The 20,775-nt window shown below is 49.5% G+C and carries 15 protein-coding genes; 8 read left to right on the top strand and 7 right to left on the bottom strand.

Annotation, left to right across the window (positions count from 1 at the left end):
- Nucleotides 1–110 precede the first annotated feature (110 nt).
- The gene (locus AC51G0_RS24770; protein WP_496302225.1) at nucleotides 111–392 is read left to right on the top strand and encodes a hypothetical protein; all 282 of its coding nucleotides are present in this window, start codon (nucleotides 111–113) and stop codon (nucleotides 390–392) included.
- Nucleotides 393–494: 102 nt separating this feature from the next.
- Nucleotides 495–1,514, top strand: a complete 1,020-nt coding sequence (locus AC51G0_RS24765; protein WP_496302224.1) for a helix-turn-helix domain-containing protein — start codon at nucleotides 495–497, stop codon at nucleotides 1,512–1,514.
- Between the two features lie 116 nt (nucleotides 1,515–1,630).
- Here AC51G0_RS24765 and AC51G0_RS24760 read toward each other — a convergent pair whose 3' ends face one another.
- From AC51G0_RS24760 to AC51G0_RS24740, 5 genes are all read right to left on the bottom strand, one after another.
- Complete coding sequence (locus AC51G0_RS24760; protein ID WP_496302223.1) at nucleotides 1,631–2,905, bottom strand: metal-dependent hydrolase family protein; 1,275 nt, start codon at nucleotides 2,903–2,905, stop codon at nucleotides 1,631–1,633.
- Nucleotides 2,906–2,946: 41 nt separating this feature from the next.
- On the bottom strand, nucleotides 2,947–4,407 hold the full coding sequence (locus AC51G0_RS24755) for a pyridoxal phosphate-dependent decarboxylase family protein (RefSeq protein ID WP_496302221.1): 1,461 nt from the start codon (nucleotides 4,405–4,407) through the stop codon (nucleotides 2,947–2,949).
- Nucleotides 4,408–4,674: 267 nt separating this feature from the next.
- A complete protein-coding gene (locus AC51G0_RS24750; protein ID WP_496302219.1) occupies nucleotides 4,675–5,979 on the bottom strand; it encodes an anaerobic C4-dicarboxylate transporter in 1,305 nt (434 codons plus the stop codon).
- Between the two features lie 39 nt (nucleotides 5,980–6,018).
- Nucleotides 6,019–7,383 (bottom strand): MmgE/PrpD family protein, encoded by a 1,365-nt coding sequence (locus AC51G0_RS24745; protein ID WP_496302217.1) that lies wholly within the window; start codon nucleotides 7,381–7,383, stop codon nucleotides 6,019–6,021.
- Nucleotides 7,380–8,840 carry an aspartate ammonia-lyase gene (locus tag AC51G0_RS24740; RefSeq protein ID WP_496302215.1) on the bottom strand — a complete coding sequence of 487 codons (1,461 nt, stop codon included), beginning with the start codon at nucleotides 8,838–8,840 and terminating at the stop codon, nucleotides 7,380–7,382. Before AC51G0_RS24740 ends, AC51G0_RS24745 begins: the two co-directional genes overlap by 4 nt.
- Nucleotides 8,841–8,974: 134 nt before the next feature.
- Here AC51G0_RS24740 and AC51G0_RS24735 point away from each other — a divergent pair, with 134 nt between their 5' ends.
- The 5 genes from AC51G0_RS24735 (at nucleotide 8,975) to AC51G0_RS24715 (ending at nucleotide 15,796) form a co-directional block, all read left to right on the top strand.
- Nucleotides 8,975–9,907, top strand: a complete 933-nt coding sequence (locus AC51G0_RS24735) for a LysR family transcriptional regulator (RefSeq protein WP_496302213.1) — start codon at nucleotides 8,975–8,977, stop codon at nucleotides 9,905–9,907.
- A 159-nt stretch (nucleotides 9,908–10,066) separates the two neighbouring features.
- On the top strand, nucleotides 10,067–10,822 hold the full coding sequence (locus AC51G0_RS24730) for a glutathione S-transferase N-terminal domain-containing protein (RefSeq protein WP_496302211.1): 756 nt from the start codon (nucleotides 10,067–10,069) through the stop codon (nucleotides 10,820–10,822).
- Nucleotides 10,823–11,044: 222 nt separating this feature from the next.
- Nucleotides 11,045–12,754, top strand: a complete 1,710-nt coding sequence (locus tag AC51G0_RS24725; RefSeq protein ID WP_496302210.1) for a transporter substrate-binding domain-containing protein — start codon at nucleotides 11,045–11,047, stop codon at nucleotides 12,752–12,754.
- Entirely contained in the window at nucleotides 12,744–14,153 is a 1,410-nt protein-coding gene (locus tag AC51G0_RS24720; RefSeq protein WP_496302208.1) for a sigma-54-dependent transcriptional regulator, read from the top strand. Before AC51G0_RS24725 ends, AC51G0_RS24720 begins: the two co-directional genes overlap by 11 nt.
- Before the next feature lie 353 nt (nucleotides 14,154–14,506).
- Complete coding sequence (locus AC51G0_RS24715) at nucleotides 14,507–15,796, top strand: dicarboxylate/amino acid:cation symporter (protein WP_496302206.1); 1,290 nt, start codon at nucleotides 14,507–14,509, stop codon at nucleotides 15,794–15,796.
- A 93-nt stretch (nucleotides 15,797–15,889) separates the two neighbouring features.
- On the opposite strand, the gene AC51G0_RS24710 is transcribed toward AC51G0_RS24715, so the two are convergent.
- Nucleotides 15,890–17,194, bottom strand: a complete 1,305-nt coding sequence (locus AC51G0_RS24710) for an anaerobic C4-dicarboxylate transporter (protein WP_496302205.1) — start codon at nucleotides 17,192–17,194, stop codon at nucleotides 15,890–15,892.
- Nucleotides 17,195–18,147: 953 nt separating this feature from the next.
- On the opposite strand from AC51G0_RS24710, the gene aspA reads away from it, so the two are divergent.
- Nucleotides 18,148–19,578, top strand: coding sequence for an aspartate ammonia-lyase (gene aspA, locus AC51G0_RS24705; protein ID WP_496302203.1), 1,431 nt, complete (start codon nucleotides 18,148–18,150; stop codon nucleotides 19,576–19,578).
- Between the two features lie 138 nt (nucleotides 19,579–19,716).
- Here the strand turns inward: aspA and AC51G0_RS24700 are convergent, their stop codons facing one another.
- Complete coding sequence (locus tag AC51G0_RS24700) at nucleotides 19,717–20,616, bottom strand: LysR substrate-binding domain-containing protein (protein ID WP_496302202.1); 900 nt, start codon at nucleotides 20,614–20,616, stop codon at nucleotides 19,717–19,719.
- Between the last annotated feature and the right edge of the window lie 159 nt (nucleotides 20,617–20,775).

Below are 20,775 nucleotides of genomic sequence, written 5' to 3'. Positions count from 1 at the left end.
AGAAATAGATTGAATGATTGCCATGGCGCAAAATGATAAATACCTAACCGCTCATTTTTTATACTTCATCTCGTTCAACAAACAAACCAACATCACAGTGAGAAATTAAGATGAAAAACATCTGGGCCAAAATCAAACAATTTCTGCTTACTCCCTACGGCAAGGCTTACCTGGTCTTTATTACTCTTACCAAACTCTACCTGGTGTACAAATGGGCGCTGGACTATGTCAGAAAATTTGGCGGTGAGCTATTTGAAATGATTGGTGCCTCAGTCTCGATGGGAGAAAACGTCAGCGTACTGAGCTTTACCGCTATCTGCGGCTACTATACTGTCGAAGCCGTTATCAGCATCTTCCGCAGCTCACCGAAGCCACAGATGACTCAGGCCTGATACCAAGCTGAATAATTCTCCCCTTCCCTCTCAGGCTGCAAGGATGCAGTCCGCCGATCCAGTATACTATCTGTTGATCACTGCACTCGCGGAGCTAAAGGAATGAACCAAGGTCAACTGGTCCCGCTGATAAAGACCGCCCACGCTGCTACCCTGATTGAAATGCTCAAGCATTTCGAGGCTGATATCTACCCACTCCTCAAAACAGCGGGACTGCCCGAAGACATCCTCCAGACACGTCATGAATATATTCCGGAAACCCCAATCAAACACCTGCTGGCTATGATGGCCGAAAAGGCCGATCCTGTTCATTATGGCGATTTGCTCCAGACCGCTATCCGGGAGTACTTTATTCCGAAAATGCTCAAACACCTACGTAACCCGGAAACAATAGGCGAAGCGATAGAGCAAATGCAAACAGCGGTGCGGCACGACTCCCCAACCGCCAAAGTCAGTCTCGAATACTTCAACGGCACGCCGTGGTTCTGTCGCCACAAGACAAAAGAGATGTCAGAAGGCTTCTTGTGGGCAGAGGTTTTTGCCATTCTGTTCCTCATCGAATTTATCCGCTTTGCCAGCAAAACCCGGTGGCAGCCAAACTGCATTGCCGTACAGTCACCTAATGCCGACAAGCTGGCTGGTATACTAAACAGCCCCCAAACCGTCCTCTATACCAACCGCAGCCTGGCCGCCGTCGAACTATCCACCGACATGCTGGCCATGCCCTTTAACCTGCCAGCCCGTTTCACCCCACACGACAAAATGACCAATCCCCCAAAATCTATGAGCTATGTCGAAACTGTCTATTTAGCCCTGGCCCCCTACCTATCCCGGCATACCCTGTCTATTCACCAGGCCGCTGATTTGATGAATACCAGTCCCCGTACCCTGCAGCGCCGCTTGTCTGGGGAAAACACCAGCTTCAAAAACATTAGGGAGAACATCATGCTGGCAACGGCCTGCCAGCTGATGGAGAACCGGCAATACTCACTGACCGATATCGCGTCCGAGCTGGGCTATGCCGATATTGCCCACTTCTCGCGAGCATTCAAAAAGCTGACAGGCTTTCCGCCCAAGGACTACCGCAAGCGCTTCCGGCCCAAGGAGCAAAATGCTCGCTGACTGCACCGCTAATAATAGAGCCAACTGCCCCTGTCCCGACAGAAACTCAGCCGCGGCTAGCAGCAACAAAAAACCGCCTCACGGGAGGCGGCTTCAAATCAGGCAAGGCGTTTGGATTACAGGGCGCGGGTATCCTTGAAAATATCCCCGCCTTTTATCACAACCTTGATATTGTCCGGGTTGGCAAGAATATCCAAGTCCTCAACCGGGTTGCCGCTGACAAAAAGCATATCAGCAAACGCCCCTTCACGGATCACGCCGATATCACCCTCCGGATACGGATCCAGCAATCCAGACAGTTTCAGCAACTCTCCGGTATCCGACGTCGCCTGCTTGATTCCGCGGAAAGAGCCGAAGAATTTCTTCCGCGCGGAAAACTCTGAATTTTGTTTAGCATGAACTTCCGGCGTTCCGACCAAATCAGTTCCGAATGCACATTTGAGGTTATATCTCTCGACCAGCTCAGCCTGCTTGAGCAAGCCCTTGCCGACACGCTCGGTCTTCTGGTAGAGAATTTCGCTATCTAGCGGGATCATCCGATTGGCAATCAACTCAGCCGTCGCATATTGCGGAACAATCCACACTTCCTTGTCCAGGCACATCCGTGCAATATCATCATTCATAAAGGTGGCATGCTCAAGAGACTTCACCCCTTCTTCAACCGCAATCTTCATGGCTGGCCCGGCATGAATATGGCTGCAGACATAGGAACCGTAATTGGTCACGGTCTCTACAATAGCCCGCAGCTCATCCCGGGTGTACTGGATCGTATCGAGCGGATCAAACAGCGATGACGCCCCGCCGCCGCCAAATACCTTGATCTGAGAAGCGCCCATGAAGATTTGGTCACGGGTCCGCTTCAGGCACTCCGGCACTCCGTCAGCCAGCACCAGATGTCCTTGACGCATAAAGCTCGAGTCCTCCAGGCTCTGGTTGAAGTTGGAACGCTGGGTTCGGCTTTGCCTATAATCAGCATGACCGCAGGTTTGTGAAATCGCACCGTAACTCGGGTAAATCCGCGGACCAGGCACAAAATTATTATCGATACTCTGTTTCAGGCCATAGCAGTTACTACCGACATCCCGGACCGTGGTAAAGCCTCGTTCCAGCATCTGGCGGGCTATCACAGTAGAGCGCACCGCCACCTCTTCCGATGTCATGTTATCCATAGCCTGGAAGGTCCCTGAAAATGAAATATGGGTGTGGGCATCAATCAATCCCGGGATCACCGTATAGCCTGCCGCGTCAATCACCTGGTCATAGTCCACCCCGAGATTTTCCTGACAGGCAATCTCGGTGATCACCCCATTTTCAACACTGATAAAACGCCCCGGCTTTACCAGCTCATTAACCCCGTCAAACAATGAAACGTTCTTTAGTAGCACTTTCATAATCAATTTCCTGTCAATAGTCATTCAGGCAATCTGCCAGGTTATTCGCACAGTGCAGCCGCTTCGCCCAGCTGGCACGTTTCCAATTCGGAATGGTAGATTTCGATGATTTTTTCCGCCGTCGCGTCAATATCCTCTGCCGAGGTATGGCAATTCAGTACAGAAAAGAGCATGGTCTTAAGCCCCTTGTAGCCAGATGTTGACGGGTAGCAGAAGCCATCTTGCTGCAACTGGTGGACAACCTGCTCGGTCAGGCGATTTCGGAACACGTCGTCACCGATGCCGAACTGGGCCGAAAAGCGATTGGACACAACATCATTGAGAATGGTGATCCCGTCGACGTTGCGCAGCCTGTCAGCCATTCTCTGTGCCAGCGAGCAGCAATTGTCGAGATGTGCCTGGATCCCCTCTTTGCCCAGCGTCTTGATAGCGGCATAGACAGGTACCCCGCGGGCCCGGCGCGACGCCGAAATTCCGAAGTTAATGGCATTGCGATCCGGCTTGGCAATCGCATCGGTCAGGTAGTCACCCATACTGTTGCCCCCCATGGCCGTTGCCAGCAAGGAAGCATCACGGACAATTACCATCCCGCTGTCATAGGGCATGTTGAACCACTTGTGGCCGTCGGTATCCCACGAGTCCGCTTTCTCAATCCCCTTAAGCAGGTGCTTCTGGTTGTCGCTCACGGCCGACCACAGGCCAATCGCCCCATCGACATGCAGCCAAGCATTAGAGTGGGCCTGAACATGGCCGGCAATCTCCTCGAACGGGTCGAATGCCCCGGAATCGATACAGCCGGCCTGGGCACAAACCAGTGTCGGGCCATCGCACCGGCCCAGGATCTCCTGCAGGTATCCGGGGATAATTCTCAGGTTGCTGTCAGTCGGAATGGTCTGGATATCGTTCACACCGATGCCAATCATCGAGAGCGCACGCTTAATTGTCGAATGGATCTGGTCGCTCACCACAACATGAATACGCGGGGCGTTATACAGTCCCTGAGTCACCACATCCCAACCCGCTTTTTGCAGCAGACTATTACGGGCCGTTATCAGTGCGGTATAGATCGCTTCCTGAGCGCCGGAGGTAAAACCCACCCCGGCCGTATCGGGAAGGCCGAGCAACTCCAACATCCACTCGGCCGCGGTTTCCTCGACAACCGAAGTGCCTGGGCTGGAAACGTAATATGGCACGTTCTGATCCCAGGCACTTACCAGCCAATCTGCAGCGAGAGCTACCGGAAAGGAACCACCAATGGCATAACCGAAATAGCGCGGACCACCCGAACCGATCAGCCCGTTTTCAACATTGGCCACCAGCTCATCCAGCACCTGCTCCGGATTACTCGGCTGTTGCGGCAGACTGCCGCCGATCTGCCGACGCAGTGATTGGGAACTGATCTGGCTATCTATAGGTCTTTCCGGCAAAGATTCCAGATAATCAACAGCATGGGAAAGTGAGCGGTTCAGCAGCTTGCTGTACTGGTTAAACTGATGAGACATGACGTACCTCTTTGGTTAATGACTGTGTCTACAGCCATAAATTAAAGATTTCGCCATGCTTTATTTATCATTTCGCGCCACCTATTCCAATCCCGGATTTTGATATTGATATGATGAGCCGCAAGCGCGATAGCCAACACCCTCGAATGCAATGGCTAACAGAGCGAGTAAAAGGCGTGATTCAAGAGAAAGTAGATAGTTTACGTGAGATAAAATGAAGCCCCTTTTGACTAGGGGCTTGGTATTCACTGTCGATTAGCGAACTGACTAGACGAAGATATTAGCCAAAACAAAGCCAAATGGCACAGCAGCAACAATACCTAACATGCCTGGCAGGAAGAACGGGTGGTTGACGATATAAGAACCATTCCACTTATTGCTCAGGAAAGAGCCCGTATCATCCGTTGCAATGGCAAAGGCCGTTGTCGGGTAGATATTGGTCATGTAAAGCGCACTCACCGCAACAAAGCTTGCCAGAATGGTCGCCGGATCTACATTGAGTGATGCTGCAATCGGAACCAACAAGGCACTGGTTGCTCCCTGGCTGAACAGCAATGCAGAAGTCGCGAAGAATACGACGGCCAGCAGCGCCGGATATTCGCTAAGCACATCACCTGCAAGCGTTTTGATCTCAGGGATGTGGACTCCGATGATAGTCGAGCTCAGCCACACAATACCGAGGATCACAATCAGGCTTTCTGCCCCGTCGGCAAAAATCGGCGCCTTCTTGATTGAAGTAAGCTGCACCTTGCACACCATTGCCATAATGAAGCTGGTCAGCAGCATCACGATGACAATGATATCTCGAGAGCCCAAGGTATGACCCAGCAGCGGCTTGAACAAAAGCAAGGCGACAATGAACATCACACCACCGAGGAACAACCATACCGAACGCTTGGCCTCGATCGTCGGCTCAATTTTTTTCTGCTCTTCCGGTGTGAAGTTCACCAATCCTTTTTCGACTCGCTCCTTAAAGATCGGATCGTCTTTTAGATCACATCCCTGACGGCTGGCAATAAACGAGGCTACAACAACCCCGAACAGGGCAGAAGGCATGATCACGCTCAGTGCCGTACCAAAGCTCACTCCCATTTGCTCAACCACCACATACATAGCAGCAGTCGCAGCCGAAATTGGCGAAGCGGTAATGGCGATTTGCGAGGCAACGACAGCAGAGCTCAACGGCTGGCTTGGACGCACACCGTTTTCCTTGGCAACCTGCTGGATAACATTCAGTACTGACATCGCCGTATAGCCCGTACCAGCCAGTGTGGTCAGTACGAAGGTCGTCGCCGGGGCCAGAATGTTAATGTACTTGGGATGGTTTCGCAGCATTTTCTCCGCGCAGTTAACCATGTAGCTCATACCACCAGCCTGCTGCATCACCGACAATGCCAAGATCACCGACATAATGATCAGGATCACCGATACTGGAATACTGCCTGGCGGCAGGCCAAGGCCAAAGACGGCAATCGCCATTCCCAGGCCACCGGCTAGCCCGACACCAATCCCGCCAAGGCGGGCCGCCAGAATAATGGCCCCTAACAACAGACACGTTTGGATAATAATCATTGGATATCTCCTCTCCTGTTATACGCTCAGGAGTTCCTGTTATAAACTAAGAAGTTGGTTGAGTTCTGCAAAGGTTGCAGCTTCGAAATTGGCTAACACTCTCAGCCAAAGTTGACACTTGCTCTCGCCGATCTTGGGCAAAACACAAGCGGTAAATTTCTTCTCGATTTCCGCCTGTGACAGCGGTTTTTCCGGATTACCTTTGGCAAGATCATTCTCAATCGTTAGCGTTTCACCGTTATTCAGGTACACCCGGATTTTGACCGGCGCTGTGCCGATGAAACCCAGCTTTTCGAGATCGGGGTCAACCCGCATCCGGATCCTAGGCATCAACGCCTGAACACGGGGATCGCGCACGGCCTCATCGGTGAACTCGGCCAATCCGACCCCGCCATGGATCAGCCGAGCAGCCAGTGCATACTGCATCGAAAACTTGGCCTCGATGGCATTTTTCGGGCATTCACACACCAGCTCCCGAGGCCCAAGCAAACTCGCGCCAACCTGCAGGTATTCAATCTCATCAGCTTCCAGCTGTCTTTTGCTAAGCAATGCATCCCAGCAGTCGATGGCAGGATGACTGCCGCTACAGCACGGGTATTGCTTGAACACCAAGCCGCTCTCCAGCAAATCCCACTGCCTGCCGAGCGTCACTTCAGCCCCTTCAAGCGAAGTTATACTTGTAAAGCACTGAGCAAAGCCATCAGCCGCCTCAATCACATTGGGCTGCCCAGTTACTCCCAGCATCGCCAGCTCGACGGCATTGACGCCGTTAAACGCTGCTAGCCCGGCATGCATCGCCTTTGTCTGGCTACCAAAGTTGCCACGCACGCCAGAAGCCGACGACGCTGAGATGGCCAGTGCATGGGTCAGTGTGCATTCATCCAGCCCAAGCAGGATCCCTGCCGCCACTGTTGCCCCGAAGACCCCGATTGCCGGAGTGGTATGCCAGCCTTGCTCCGACAGCTGTGGCATTACCCACCTTGCGATCTGGTGCTGGGCCTCAACACCAGCGATATAGGCCAGCAAGACACTTTCACCACCAAGCTTGCACTCCTCAGCAGCAGCGAAGGCAACAGGGGCTACCGTCACCGTTGGATGACCGATCGTCGCCCAACTAACATCGTCAAAATCAAGGGCATGGGAGGCTGCGCCATTGGCATAGCAGGCATAGGCCATCGTGGTTGTCTGGCTGGTACCCAATACGCTGCAATTTCCCTGCGCAGCTCGCTGACTGGCAAACTGCTGAAGCTTTGTGGCAACAGGCATCTCACTTCCGGCAATCGTAACGGCGACATAATCGGTCAAGGCAGTCTTAGCTACGTTGAGCACGTCTTCCGGCACATCTTCCAACCTAAGATTCACGCACCAGCGTGCAATTTGCGTTAACAAGGGCTCAGACATCATGCAGGCTCCCCAATGCTGTCTTCCTCTGCTGCCGCCATCTCTTGCTGATAACGTTTCACCGCGGCTGCACTTGCCTTGGGATCAGTCATCACCATAGGATCCAGCAGGTAATCTGCCTGCGACGGGGTTAACAGTTGCTCGGCCAGTACCACTTCTCGAACACTGAGGTTCTGCTCAAACGCAGTGGTCGCAATGCGGCTTCCCACCTTGTAACCAAACAACGTCGCAATCACGGTTGCCAGCGCCGTACTCTTCTCGGCATATTCGCGGCAGACAGGCTCGTTGGGCAGCAGATCTCTCAGGCATTTCTCGACAAACAGCGGAATGGCGTTGGTCAGCAGATTACAGGATTCAAACAGCGCCTTAATGATCACCGGCTCCCAGACATTCAGATCCAGCTCACCGCCTTCGACGGCCATCGTAATTGCAACATCATTGCCAATCACCTGATAGGCGATCTGGTTGATCAGCTCCGGCATCACCGGGTTGATTTTGCCCGGCATAATCGAAGAGCCCGGCTGCACTGCAGGCAGGAACAACTCGTTGAACCCGGCACGCGGGCCGCTCCCTTGAAGACGGAAATCCGTCGCCATTTTAGACAGGAAGGCCGCCAGCTTTTTGATCTGGGCAGCGACCTCAAGATAGGCATCACCATTTTGCAGCCCATCAAAGAAATTCTCCTCGGCCACAAACTGCTCACCGGTAATATCACGAAGCTCGACATACACCTGCTCCAGATAGCCTTCATGAGTAGACAGTCCGGTGCCGACCGCGGTTGCTCCCAAAGGCAAATCCAGGGTCTGCTCGCTGGCAGCTTTGAGCGACAGGTGCAAACGACGTACCTGATGCAGATAACCACTGAACTGCTGACCAAGTGTGATGGGCACTGCATCCTGCAAGCAGGTTCTTGCCAGCTTCACGACATGATCAAAAGCCCGGATCTTCTCTTCCAGCATAGCTTCCAATGCTGCGACTTCTTGGAGCAGCTGGTGAAGGTTAAGGCGGCAGGTCATTTTCATTGCCGCCGGGATCACATCATTGGTCGACTGCCCCATGTTGACATGGGTATTGGGGTGCACGGCATCATAGCCTTTATGCCCGGTAAGGATTTCGTTAGCACGGTTGGCTATCACCTCGTTCGCATTCATGTTTGTCGACGTGCCGCCACCGCCCTGGAAGATATCGATTGGGAACTGATCATCAAAGCGCTGCTCCATCACCTCCTGCGAGGCCTGGACAATAGCCGCTGCCAACTTCTCGTCCAGCGCACCAATTTGGCAGTTGGCTTTGGCTGCCGCCTGTTTGATCGCTGCCACCGACCACAAATAATATGGAACATCCACCGCCGTACGGCCGGAAACAGCAAAGTTATCGCGGGCACGTACAGTCTGGATACCGTAGTAAGCCTCATCCGGTAACATCATCTCGCCTAATACATCAGTTTCTTTTCTCATCATTCAATCCTGCATTTTTCTCTGTTGCCTAGGATTTTATTGCAAGCTCTGTAGGGAATGTTTGAACTAGCTCCGCACTTGAATAGCAGTGGACAATATAATGAAGAGTATTAGTTTGACTTATACTGCAGCCTGATATGGACACAATTGCATTTGATCTTCGCCAACTCAGAACGTTTATTACGGTGGTAGAAACGGGCTCGTTCAGCCAAGCCGCCCAGCACCTCAACCAGACCCAATCTGCTGTATCACAGCTAGTCCAAAGCCTTGAGCAAGCACTTGACTGTAAATTGCTGGACAGGAGCAAGCGGCCGATAAAACTGACCCTATCCGGCAGGGAGCTTTACCAGCAGGGAAGCAAACTATTAACGGAATCGAGGAGGCTACAAGACTGGATGCACTCGATAGAAAAAGGCAAATTCCCACAGCTTCGGATCGGGATGGTCGATTCCGTCACCCAAGTTGCCGGTATCGAGTTGCTCAAGTACCTCCAGCCCAAGGTCGCCCAAATCCACCAGATGACAGGCACTGCACCGGAGCTGCTGGCATCACTGCAATCGGGCAAGGCCGATATCATCATCACCATGACCAATCAGGATATCCCACAGGAACTCGCGATGTTCCCACTGCTGAGCGAGCAGTACGTAGTCGTAACACCTGCTGGCTGGGAGCCGAAAGACATTCAATGGCTAGCAAAAAACAAGCCCTACATCGCCTATGAGAACTGGACGCCAACAGGCACCCAAACCAACAACTGGCTAAGGTGGCGAAACTACAAACCACAAAGCCAGTTCTCCCTCGATCGCGCCGACAACGTGCTAGGAATGGTGGCAGAAGGGCTTGGTTGGTCATTGTCTACGCCCACATTCTTGGCCCGACAACTTGAGCTATTGGATAAGCTACAATGCCAGCCACTGCCTGTTCCCGGGATCACCCGGCAGTTGGCCGTTATCTGCAGAAAAGGAGAATTTGGCTCCATGATCGATGAACTTGTTGCTGATATTCGTAATATTATTTTTAATCAGAAGGTCCAAGAAGTACAAAGGCGTTGGGAATGGATGGAAGAGTAACTTCACCAAGCTAATTTCGTCATAACTTCACTAAATCAAAGTCAGGTATGAACAAAAAGTAGCCACGCTCGACTTTTTTAGATTAAATACTCAGTGCAACTGCTTTACATGTCCTAGACATACACTCTAGCTGACTCAATAGGGATGACAGGTGATCACATGATTCATTGGCTGAATATCACAACATCAACACTGGCTTCGACCTATCGGTTCTGGCGTGGAACGGTGGCCAGCAAATCCACCGTACAACCAGAACAACCTCTCATTTTGTTTGATCAAGAAGGCTGTTCAAAATGCCGTCTTGTACGTGAAGTGCTGACCGAACTGAATTTAGATGTGATCATCGCTCCCTGTCCTGACAACGGGCAAAATATCGCCAAACTCCAATCGGCGTTCAATGGTATCAGCCCACCAATGCTGGTTGATCCCAACAGCCCGGACATAGCCAAAGGGGCAGAGGAAATAATCCACCACCTGTACAGGCAATACAAAGGGACACAACCTCCCAAGGCATGCCTTGGAAAACTCAGAAGCGCCCTGACATCCAAACTGGCTACAGGCGTGCGTTTAGGCGCTGGCATAAAAGCGAAGCCATCTCAACAGCCGGATCTCCCTCTGATCCTATACAGCTTTGAATCCAGCCCGTTTTCCCGCCCTGTCCGCGAAAAACTGTGCGAGCTAGAGCTGACCTATATCTTGATCAACATAGGTAAACAACAATTTTCAGATATGGGGCCCGCCAATTTTCATTGGAGCCTTACAGCTTACAAGCCACTACCAAATACCAAGCGGGATGAATTTTTTAAACAACACGGTAATGTGCAGGTGCCCTATCTTGTCGATCCCAATACCAGTACTGAGATGTTTGAATCTAAGGATATTTTGCGGTATTTGGAGAGGACTTATGGGATGTGATAGCAGCAACACCCACGACATTCTTCTCATCAAAAGGTCGTAACAGGCTTCAGCTTTATATCCCTCACCTTCCCCCGGCATACACTTCCGGCATTTACCTTGCCGCAAGTGTTATGTATCTTGGCTATCAGCTACAAATATATAAAATATCAATAACAAAGCCACCAACCTGACGACGCGTCCTCCAGAAACGTAATCTGTTCAGCATTAAGGGACAACAGCATGATATTTATTTCAACCAAGGCCATATCCAGATCCCTAACGTTGGTTCTCCTATGGCTGGCGACTGCTTGTCTTGTTCCTGCCGAAGCGTCTGGACACGGCGATACCGTCCGGATTGGTGGTGATCACAACTACCCGCCTTATGAGTTCCTTAACGAGAACGGCGAGCCTGATGGCTACAACACCGAGCTCACGCGGGCAATTGCTGAAGTGATGGGGATGCGCGTAGACATTCAGCTGGCGGGTTGGGACGAGATGCGTAAGCAGCTGGAAACTGGTGATATTGATGTTTTGCAGGGAATGGTATTTTCCGAGGCCAGGGCAAAAGATTACGACTTCTCACCACCACATGCCATTGTGCACCAGTCAGTATTCGCCAGAAAAGGCTCGCCGACTATCTCGGAGCTCAGAGAGTTAAGCGGCAAGGAAGTGATCGTGCAAAACGGCGGCATCATGCATGACTACCTGCTGCAAAATAACGTCGGGGCCAAGCTTATCCTGGTCGATACCCATGCCGATGCGCTGAGGTTGCTGGCATCCGGCCAGCATGACTACTCCCTGGTGGCCAACCTGCCCGGCCTATACACGGGCAAGGTACTTGAGCTATCCAACATCATTCCGGCTGGCAAACCTTTCAGCGCCCAGCATTACGGCTATTCGGTATTAAAAGGCAAGCAGGAGTTACTGGCCCAGTTCAGCGAGGGGCTGGCAATCCTCAAAAATACTGGGCGGCAGCAGGCTATTTATGACAAATGGCTGGGCCCGCTGGAAAATCAAGGCATGAGCTGGAAAAAAATCGGGATGGCGGCGGCGTTTATTGCTACCTTGCTGCTGATGATCCTCAGCATCATCATGTTCTGGAACCGGGCACTCAGCCGGGAGGTAGCACGGCGCACCCAGGAACAACAGCTGCAACAGCAGCAACTGATCCAGGCAGATAAAATGACCTCGCTGGGTATTCTGGTCTCCGGGGTTGCCCACGAGATCAATAATCCCAGCAGTCTGCTGCTACTTAACCTGCCAATCCTTAAAGATGCTTATCATGACGCCGAGGACATCCTCGAAGATCATTACCAGGAGCACGGTGATTTCCTTATCGGCGGGCTGGAGTACAGTCGCATGCGCGACGAGATCCCATCTATGCTCGATGATATGCTGGCAGGCACCCACAGGATCCGCAGAATTGTTGATGATCTCCGAGATTTCGCCCGCCAGGAGCCGACCGAGCTCAGTGAAACCGTTGATCTCAATAATGTAGTGGCTACTGCTGTTCGGTTGGTCGATAACACGATCTCAAAATCTACCCACCACTTCAAGGTGGAGTATGCCGACAAGATGCCTTGCTTTGAAGGCAACGCCCAGCGCATTGAACAGGTGGTGATCAACCTGATCATCAATGCCTGCCAGGCAATTGATAGCCCGGAGAACGGCATTTCAATCCGTACCTTCTATCAACCCCAAGAAAACATGCTGAAGTTCGAGATTTGCGATCAGGGACGGGGGATTGCTCCCGAGCACCTGCCCCACCTGAGCGATCCTTTCTTCACTACCAAGCGAGAGCAAGGCGGTACTGGTCTTGGGCTGTCTGTCTCCTTCGGCATTGTCCAGGAACATGGCGGCACCTTGGCCTACGATTCTAAACTCAAGCAAGGGACTTGTGTGACACTCTCGCTGCCCGCATTAAAGGAACCACTTCGTAATGAATATTAATCGCTATCCCGCTTTCGGCGTATTGCTAGTCGACGACGAGGCTGCTTTCCTGCGCAGCCTCAGTATCGTTCTCGAGCGACGGGGCGGAATTAACCATATTTTCCAGTGCCAGGACAGCCGCGATGCAATGGGGATCATTGCCCGGGAAAATATCGGCTTGGTGCTGCTTGATCTCACCATGCCCAATGTCTCCGGCGAAGATCTGCTCCAGCAAATTGTCGAGGAATACCCAGAAGTCGGCGTGATCATTATCAGCGGCCTGAACCAGCTGGAAACTGCCGTGAACTGTATCCGGCTTGGTGCCTACGACTACTTTGTCAAAACCACCGAAGAGGATCGCCTGATCGAGGGGATCAAGCGCGCTATCCTGATGCAGGAGATGCGCCATGAGAACCAGGAGCTACGCCGACGGTTCCTCACCGATACCCTGGAACGCCCGGAAGCCTTTTCGTCGATCATTACCGAAGACAAAGGAATGCGCTCAGTATTTCAGTACCTCGAATCCGTCGCACCCAGCAGGCAGCCAGTGATGATCTGCGGCGAAAGCGGTGTCGGCAAGGAGCTGATTGCCGAGGCCATTCACACCCTGAGCAACCGCACAGGCTCATTGATCACTGTCAACGTCGCCGGGCTAGATGACAATGTCTTCGCCGACACCCTGTTTGGCCATCACCGCGGAGCATTTACCGGTGCAGACAAAGCCCGGGCCGGACTTATCGAGCAGGCCGCAGGCGGGACGCTATTTCTCGATGAGATTGGCGACCTAAGCCAGGCCTCTCAGGTTAAGCTGTTGCGCTTGCTACAAGAAGGTGAATATTATCCGCTGGGCAGCGACAGGCCCAAGCGCCTGCGGGCACGAGTGATCGTGGCGACTCACCAAGATCTAGCCCAAAAGCAGAAAGAGGGCGAGTTCCGCAAAGATCTCTTTTATCGCCTGAAAACCCACAGAGTTGACATCCCTCCCCTACGCAAACGAAGTAGCGATATTCCGCAGCTGCTAGAGCACTTTCTTCAGCAGGCTGCGGACGAACTCGGGAAAAACAAACCTACCATCCCCAAAGAACTGCCAGTACTGCTTGCCAACTATGCCTTTCCCGGCAATGTGCGGGAACTGCGGGCACTGGCCTTTGATGCAATGAGCCTGCACCGCTCCCGGATGCTCTCTATGGATGTTTTCCGCCAGGTACTTGATCAAGACGTACCCGCCACGGAAGCCGAGGCCCATACTGAAGTCATGCTGTTCAATCCGGACAGACCGCTGCCAACATTACAGGAAGTTGGCGATCTTCTGGTGAATGAGGCCATGCTCCGGGCTCAGGGCAACCAGTCACTGGCATCCAAGTTATTAGGAATTTCACAGCCTGCCTTAAGCAAGCGGATCAAAAAAGCCCAATCCTAAACCCCTATAACCAAAAGAAAAGTTATAACCTAGGTGATAGAAGATAAGTTACTGATCACAAATGGATAACATAACATTTACATCAGTAACTTATTACTTTGGTTATACCCCTTCTATAAAGAACACCACTACCTAATACTCCACATTTATCCTTTAAAAACAATCACATAAATCAAATTATCAAGATTGGCATCAAGCTTGCTCTATTAATACCTAGGCACAGTGGGATAACACCCGTTCAGCCGCTTATTAAACGTATTACATACAAGAAGATACAGGTAATAACCCGACTTCACTTATACCAATCTACTTATCCAGGTTGGTATTGAATAAGCAACGGACAAGGAACTAACATGGAACAAGCACAAGTTAAACAAAGCCAACGCGGCTTTTGGGGCAATCTCGCCCTGTGGAAGAAAATTCTAGTCGGTATGGTACTGGGTGTGATTGCAGGAAGCATACTCGGGCCTGATGCAGAAGTGCTCAAACCTATCGGCACCCTGTTTATCAACGCCATCAAGATGCTAATTGTCCCTCTGGTTTTCTGCTCGCTCGTAGTGGGTGTCACTTCGATGCAGGATACCCGTAAGATGGGCCGTATCGGCGTTAAGGCCGTTGCGATCTATCTTGGTACTACAGCCGTTGCTATCAGTATCGGCCTTGGCCTGGCGACCTTGCTGACTCCGGGAGAAGGCCTGAATATGGCTGCGACCGCTGCTGCAGCTGATGGAAAAGAAGCGCCGACCCTAGTGCAAACCATTCTTAATCTGGTCCCTAAAAACCCTATCAGTGCACTAGCAGCCGGTAACATCCTTCAAATCATTGTCTTCGCCCTAGGTCTGGGTGTTGCCCTTAACTTGTGTGGCGAAAAAGCCAAACCTGCTATTGCCGTATTCGATAGCCTAGCCGAAGCGATGTACAAGCTGACCGAACTAGTTATGAAGCTTGCTCCTTACGGTATCTTCGGTCTAATGGCCTGGGTAGCCGGTAAATACGGCCTAGATATTCTTCTGCCATTGTTCAAAGTCATTGCCGTTGCCTATATCGGTAGCCTGCTGCATGTGTTGATATTCTACTCAGGCATGATTAAGTTTGTTGGTCGCCTGAACCCTGTTCCTTACATCAAAGGCCTGGTAAACCCAGCGGCGGTAGCTTTCACCACAACAAGCAGCTCGGGTACCCTGCCAGCAACCATCAAGTGCGCACGTGAAGAAATGGGTGTGTCGAAAGGGATCTCCAGCTTCGTACTGCCGCTTGGCGCAACCATCAACATGGACGGTACTGCTCTTTATCAAGGTGTAGCTGCACTGTTTGTAGCCCAGGCCTTTGGTATTGACCTTGCCTTTGCTGATTACCTGACCATTATTATGACTGCAACCCTGGCTTCTATCGGTACCGCAGGCGTACCGGGTGCCGGCCTGATCATGCTATCGCTAGTACTGACAACGGTTGGTTTGCCGATGGAAGGTCTTGCAATCATCGCCGGTATCGACCGTATCCTCGATATGGCACGTACCAGTGTGAACGTATGTGGTGACCTAATGGTATCTATCTTAGTTGGCCGCAGCGAAAACGAGCTTGATACAGACGTTTATAACAACACTGGCGAAGTCTATACCCGTACCAGTGAAGAGGCGGCATAAAGCCAACTCTTAGCTTCTGTTAATACGCCAACATAAACAAAAGGCCAGGTGAATAACACCTGGCCTTTTTCCATATTCGAATTGGATGAATAATTAGATCAAGATACCTGACAAGAAGAAACCAACAGGCACGGCGCTAACAATACCCAGCATACCTGGCAGGAAGAACGGGTGGTTGACGATCAACGAGCCATTCCAGCGGCTGCTCAAGAACGAGCCGGTATCATCCGTTGCAATCGCAAATGCAGTCGTTGGGTAGATGTTTGTCATATACAGCGCACTAACCGCAACAAAGCTTGCCAGGATAGTACCGGCATCAACACCCAAAGTGGCCGCAATTGGCACGAGTAGCGCACTGGTAGCACCTTGGCTAAACAGCAGGGCACTGGTTCCGAAGAAAACGACAGATAGCAATGCCGGATACTCATTTAACACACTGCCCGCAACATCTTTAATTTCACCAATATGGGCACCGATGATGGTAGAGCTAAGCCATACAATGCCAAGAATAACAATCAAAGATTCAGCACCATCTCTAAATATTGGTGCATGTTTGATGTCTGTCAGCTGTACTTTGCAGGTCATCGCCATCACGAAAGAGATAAACAACATGGTAATGACGATAATATCTTTAGAGCCTAGGGTGTGACCAATCACAGATTTGAACATCAGCATGGCAACAATAAAGACCACACCGCCTAGGAAAAGCATCACTGAACGTTTGGCTTCCGGAGTTGGCTCGGCATCTTTATCTTCGGCTGAGCTAAAGTTTACCAAGCCTTTTTTCACGCGCTCTTGATAGATAGGATCTTCAGCCAGTTCCACCCCCTGCTTGCTGGCAACAAAAGCAGCAACTGCTGAGCCAACAAGTGCTGCTGGCAAAATCACACAGATGGCGTCGAAGAAGTTAACTCCCATCTTCTCGACCACCACATACATCGCCGCCGTCGCACCTGAGATTGGCGAAGCCGTAATTGCGATTTGTGAGGCAACAACAGCAGAGCTTAACGGCTGGCTTGGGCGCACCCCATTATCTTTGGCGACCTGCTGAATAACATTGAGCACCGACATCGCGGTGTAACCTGTACCAGCAAGAGTTGTTAAGGTAAAAGTGGTAGCAGGTGCAAGAATATTGATGTATTTAGGGTTATTGCGCAGCATCTTTTCAGCGCATTTAACCATATAACCCATTCCGCCTGCTTGCTGCATAACCGATAAAGCAAGAATGACCGACATAATGATCAAAATAACAGAAACAGGTATCGAACCAGGAGAAAGCCCCATGATATAGACGGCGATCACCATCCCGACACCACCTGCCAATCCAACACCTATACCACCCAAACGGGCAGCAAGTATAATACACCCCAACAATAGAATAATTTCCAGTAACAGCATAATAAGTCCTTCATTTTTGTTTTATATTCATATTGCAACATCAATATTAAACTGAATTGCAAAGTAATTAGGTATAGACAGCCCTCAGCTAACAAACTTCATCTGCAAGTTTGTTATCTCTGATAAAGATCGATAGACTCAACCCTTTAAAAAATAATTTATTAGTATGAAATCATTAAGCGATTGATTTTCATGTCACCTCTGCTTTTTAGCTAAAATAAAAGCTAAAAAAAGTGAATGTTTATGAAGAAACAATAATTATAATTCAGCATGCGTTTCAAAGTTTTTATATGTTTTTTTATGGAAAAATATTTATACTCATCTTCTATCACTAGAATTACCGATGACACACACATCATGAAATCCTGTTAAGTCAACAAGTTAAATATTCACAAAAACCCACACCCTTACTTCACCATAAACCATTCACCCAATGAATCTATGAGGACTGTACTTAGCTTTCTATAGTGTTTGAAATGCCTAAATATATTCTGTCATGCGAAAACAGCATCACCATACTCTAGGCCAGGTCACAGAATATTCTGGATGATCACACTCTACAACCAAATGCATACTTTTCACTCACCACTCGTTAACCAAACAGAGCCAACGCGATAAAATCAAACCCAAAAGCCAACATTATCCCAACAGAATGTGGCAAGCTTTAATAAGGTTAAACATCACAATTTTAATATTAACTATATCAATCAATTATTTGTAATACATATAACTCATACATCAATCACGTAATAAAATGAGTGATCAACATTCAATATTTAGCAACAATCTAAAAAGTTAATACAATCACTAATAACAGATAATCTCATCGCCATTAAAATCAATTATTTCCCCTATGCAATAAAAGCATCATTGCTTACTTTTAAGCATTTCACTTCGCATAACAAAAAGACCATTGTGTCGGTGTCATTTCACTATCAATAAAGGTAAAGGCTATGCTCGACAATTCAAACAAGGTACGTATTGAAGAAGATCTACTAGGTGAACTTGAAATTCCGGCATCTGCTTATTATGGGATCCACTCACTGCGTGCCTATGAGAACTTCTCTATCTCATCGACGAGAATTTCTGACGTCCCTGAGTTTGTTCGCGGTATGGTGTTTACCAAAAAAGCGGCCGCCAAGGCCAACATGGAACTGGGCACTATCCCTAGCGATGTAGGCAAGTACATTGTTGAAGCCTGCGACTTGATCATCGATACCGGCAAGTGCATGGATCAGTTCATCTCAGATGTATACCAGGGTGGTGCCGGTACATCTGTCAACATGAATGCCAATGAAGTGATCGCCAACGTTGCCCTGGAACTGAAAGGACACGAAAAGGGCGAGTACCACATCATCAACCCTAACGATCATGTGAACAAGAGCCAGTCGACGAACTGCGCCTACCCAACTGGATTCCGTGTAGCCGTATACAACAGCATCATCAAAATGATCGGCTCGATTCAATATCTTCAGGCAGCCTTCGATGCGAAAAGCGATGAGTTCCAGGACACCCTGAAAATGGGCCGTACCCAGCTACAAGATGCCGTACCAATGACTGTGGGCCAGGAATTCCATGCTTTCAGCATCTTGCTAAAAGAAGAAATCAAAAACCTGAAATATGCTGCCTCGCTGCTTCTGGAAGTAAACCTGGGTGCAACAGCTATCGGTACCGGACTTAACGCTGCTGAAGGCTATCAGGAGCTTGCGGTAAAATACCTTGCCGAAGCAACTGGACTCGACTGCATACCATCTGAAGACTTGATTGAAGCTACTTCTGACTGTGGTGCCTATGTCACCGTTCATGCTGCGCTAAAACGCCTGGCCGTTAAACTTTCCAAGGTATGTAATGACCTTCGCCTGCTGTCTTCTGGTCCACGATCAGGCCTTAACGAGCTGAACCTGCCAGAAATGCAGGCTGGCTCATCAATTATGCCAGCCAAGGTTAACCCGGTAATCCCTGAAGTTGTTAACCAGGTTTGTTTCAAAGTGATCGGTAACGACACAACGGTCACTTTCGCTGCAGAAGCCGGCCAGCTTCAGCTTAATGTGATGGAGCCAGTGATTGGCCAGGCGATTTTTGAATCTATTCAACTGCTGAACAACGCCTGTATCAACCTTGCTGATAAGTGTATCCGCGGGATCACAGTGAACAAAACAGTGTGTGAAGACTTTGTCTTTAACTCGATTGGTATCGTCACTTACCTAAACCCATTCATCGGCCACCATGAGGGCGATATTGTCGGTAAGATTTGTGCAGAAACGGGTCGCAGTGTTAAAGATGTAGTACTGGAACGCAAGCTGCTGGACGAAGAGCAACTGGAAGAAATCTTCTCGGTACAAAACCTCATGCACCCAGAATACAAAGCGAAACTATATAACTAATATAGATTGTAAATAACACCAAAAACAAAAGGGCTAGATATTAGCCCTTTTATTATATTCACTTCCTAATTTTATCGATTGGTCATGTTGTAAATAAACGCTTTCATGATTAAGGAGTATTGAAAATAAACCTCTTAATTAGCCACTCAACTCTTTTAGAGGGCTCACTTTGCTCAACTCATTCCACATTGCCTCACAAGATGAATGCAATTTAGAATAGTAGCGATAAACATACAGATCGAGAGGAACCGGTTCTCTTTCAGTTAATATTTTCAACTGACCTGATGCTAACTCCTCTTTTATTGCATAGTCTGGCAGCCAACTAATTCCCTTGCCTTGCAATACGAGTGCTTTAATGAAGTCTGTCATTGAAGATGAACAAACTGTATTGGGTGTAAGTTTTCCGTTCGCTCGGTGTAGTGCTCTTCCCATATAACTTTCTGGAGTATAATCCAGACATGGAACATCATCATTTTTTGCAAGATCAAAAAGCGACTCTCCGCTTTCATCCACCGCTGAGACACAGTATAAATAACTGCGGCCAAGGTATATTGAACGGTACGGCGCAATTTGCAGCCTGTCTTCGTAGAATGAGAATAAAAAATCGCACTTCCCGTCTATGAGCAATTCAACAGCGTCATCAACTTCATTGGCGTCAACAGATAAACTGGTATTCAGTTTCGAGTTGAACAGGCACGAATGTAACTTAGGCAAGATACTAATAGCCACAGAATGCGCGGCGCTTAACCGAACAGTATGCCGCCCATGAAAAGAGCTTCCAGCAAGACGGTTAACCTCTTCATCTATCTGATTTAAAATGGATTGTGCCGTTGTTTTAAACTGCTTTCCATTGAGAGTCAGCTCGATTGGCGTTTTGCTCCGATCGATCAACACTAAACCTAGCTCTGCTTCAAGCGACTTTATACGACGGCTAAATGCCGGTTGAGTAACATTACGAACAGCAGCTGCATGAGAGAAATTTTGTAGTTCAGCAAGGGTAAGAAAATCTTGCAGCCATTTTGTTTCTATGTTTTTCATTTATCTTTCTCAATAATATTGACTCTACGGCAGTCATCATCCAAAAATAACTCTGTATAAAAAAACAGCTATTACATAGATAATTATAGGCCATTAGCAGATGACAGTAAGGATCAATCAGTCGTTAACATCTGTCTATTAAGTTGATCACAATCTTTA

The sequence above is a fragment of the Photobacterium sp. HL06 genome, from assembly GCF_059552575.1.
The sequence above is the reverse complement of the archived record's forward strand: the minus strand, read 5'-3'. Positions and strand labels throughout refer to the sequence as shown.

Bases quoted from the DNA above. Each gene is read 5' to 3' on its own strand.
- AC51G0_RS24760 (WP_496302223.1), bottom strand. From the start codon at position 2,905: ATGAAAGTGCTACTAAAGAACGTTTCATTGTTTGACGGGGTTAATGAG.
- AC51G0_RS24700 (WP_496302202.1), bottom strand. From the start codon at position 20,616: ATGAAAAACATAGAAACAAAATGGCTGCAAGATTTTCTTACCCTTGCT.
- AC51G0_RS24720 (WP_496302208.1), top strand. From the start codon at position 12,744: ATGAATATTAATCGCTATCCCGCTTTCGGCGTATTGCTAGTCGACGAC.
- AC51G0_RS24725 (WP_496302210.1), top strand. From the start codon at position 11,045: ATGATATTTATTTCAACCAAGGCCATATCCAGATCCCTAACGTTGGTT.
- AC51G0_RS24730 (WP_496302211.1), top strand. From the start codon at position 10,067: ATGATTCATTGGCTGAATATCACAACATCAACACTGGCTTCGACCTAT.
- AC51G0_RS24715 (WP_496302206.1), top strand. From the start codon at position 14,507: ATGGAACAAGCACAAGTTAAACAAAGCCAACGCGGCTTTTGGGGCAAT.
- AC51G0_RS24710 (WP_496302205.1), bottom strand. From the start codon at position 17,194: ATGCTGTTACTGGAAATTATTCTATTGTTGGGGTGTATTATACTTGCT.
- aspA (WP_496302203.1), top strand. From the start codon at position 18,148: ATGCTCGACAATTCAAACAAGGTACGTATTGAAGAAGATCTACTAGGT.
- AC51G0_RS24765 (WP_496302224.1), top strand. From the start codon at position 495: ATGAACCAAGGTCAACTGGTCCCGCTGATAAAGACCGCCCACGCTGCT.
- AC51G0_RS24750 (WP_496302219.1), bottom strand. From the start codon at position 5,979: ATGATTATTATCCAAACGTGTCTGTTGTTAGGGGCCATTATTCTGGCG.
- AC51G0_RS24735 (WP_496302213.1), top strand. From the start codon at position 8,975: ATGGACACAATTGCATTTGATCTTCGCCAACTCAGAACGTTTATTACG.
- AC51G0_RS24740 (WP_496302215.1), bottom strand. From the start codon at position 8,840: ATGATGAGAAAAGAAACTGATGTATTAGGCGAGATGATGTTACCGGAT.
- AC51G0_RS24770 (WP_496302225.1), top strand. From the start codon at position 111: ATGAAAAACATCTGGGCCAAAATCAAACAATTTCTGCTTACTCCCTAC.
- AC51G0_RS24755 (WP_496302221.1), bottom strand. From the start codon at position 4,407: ATGTCTCATCAGTTTAACCAGTACAGCAAGCTGCTGAACCGCTCACTT.
- AC51G0_RS24745 (WP_496302217.1), bottom strand. From the start codon at position 7,383: ATGATGTCTGAGCCCTTGTTAACGCAAATTGCACGCTGGTGCGTGAAT.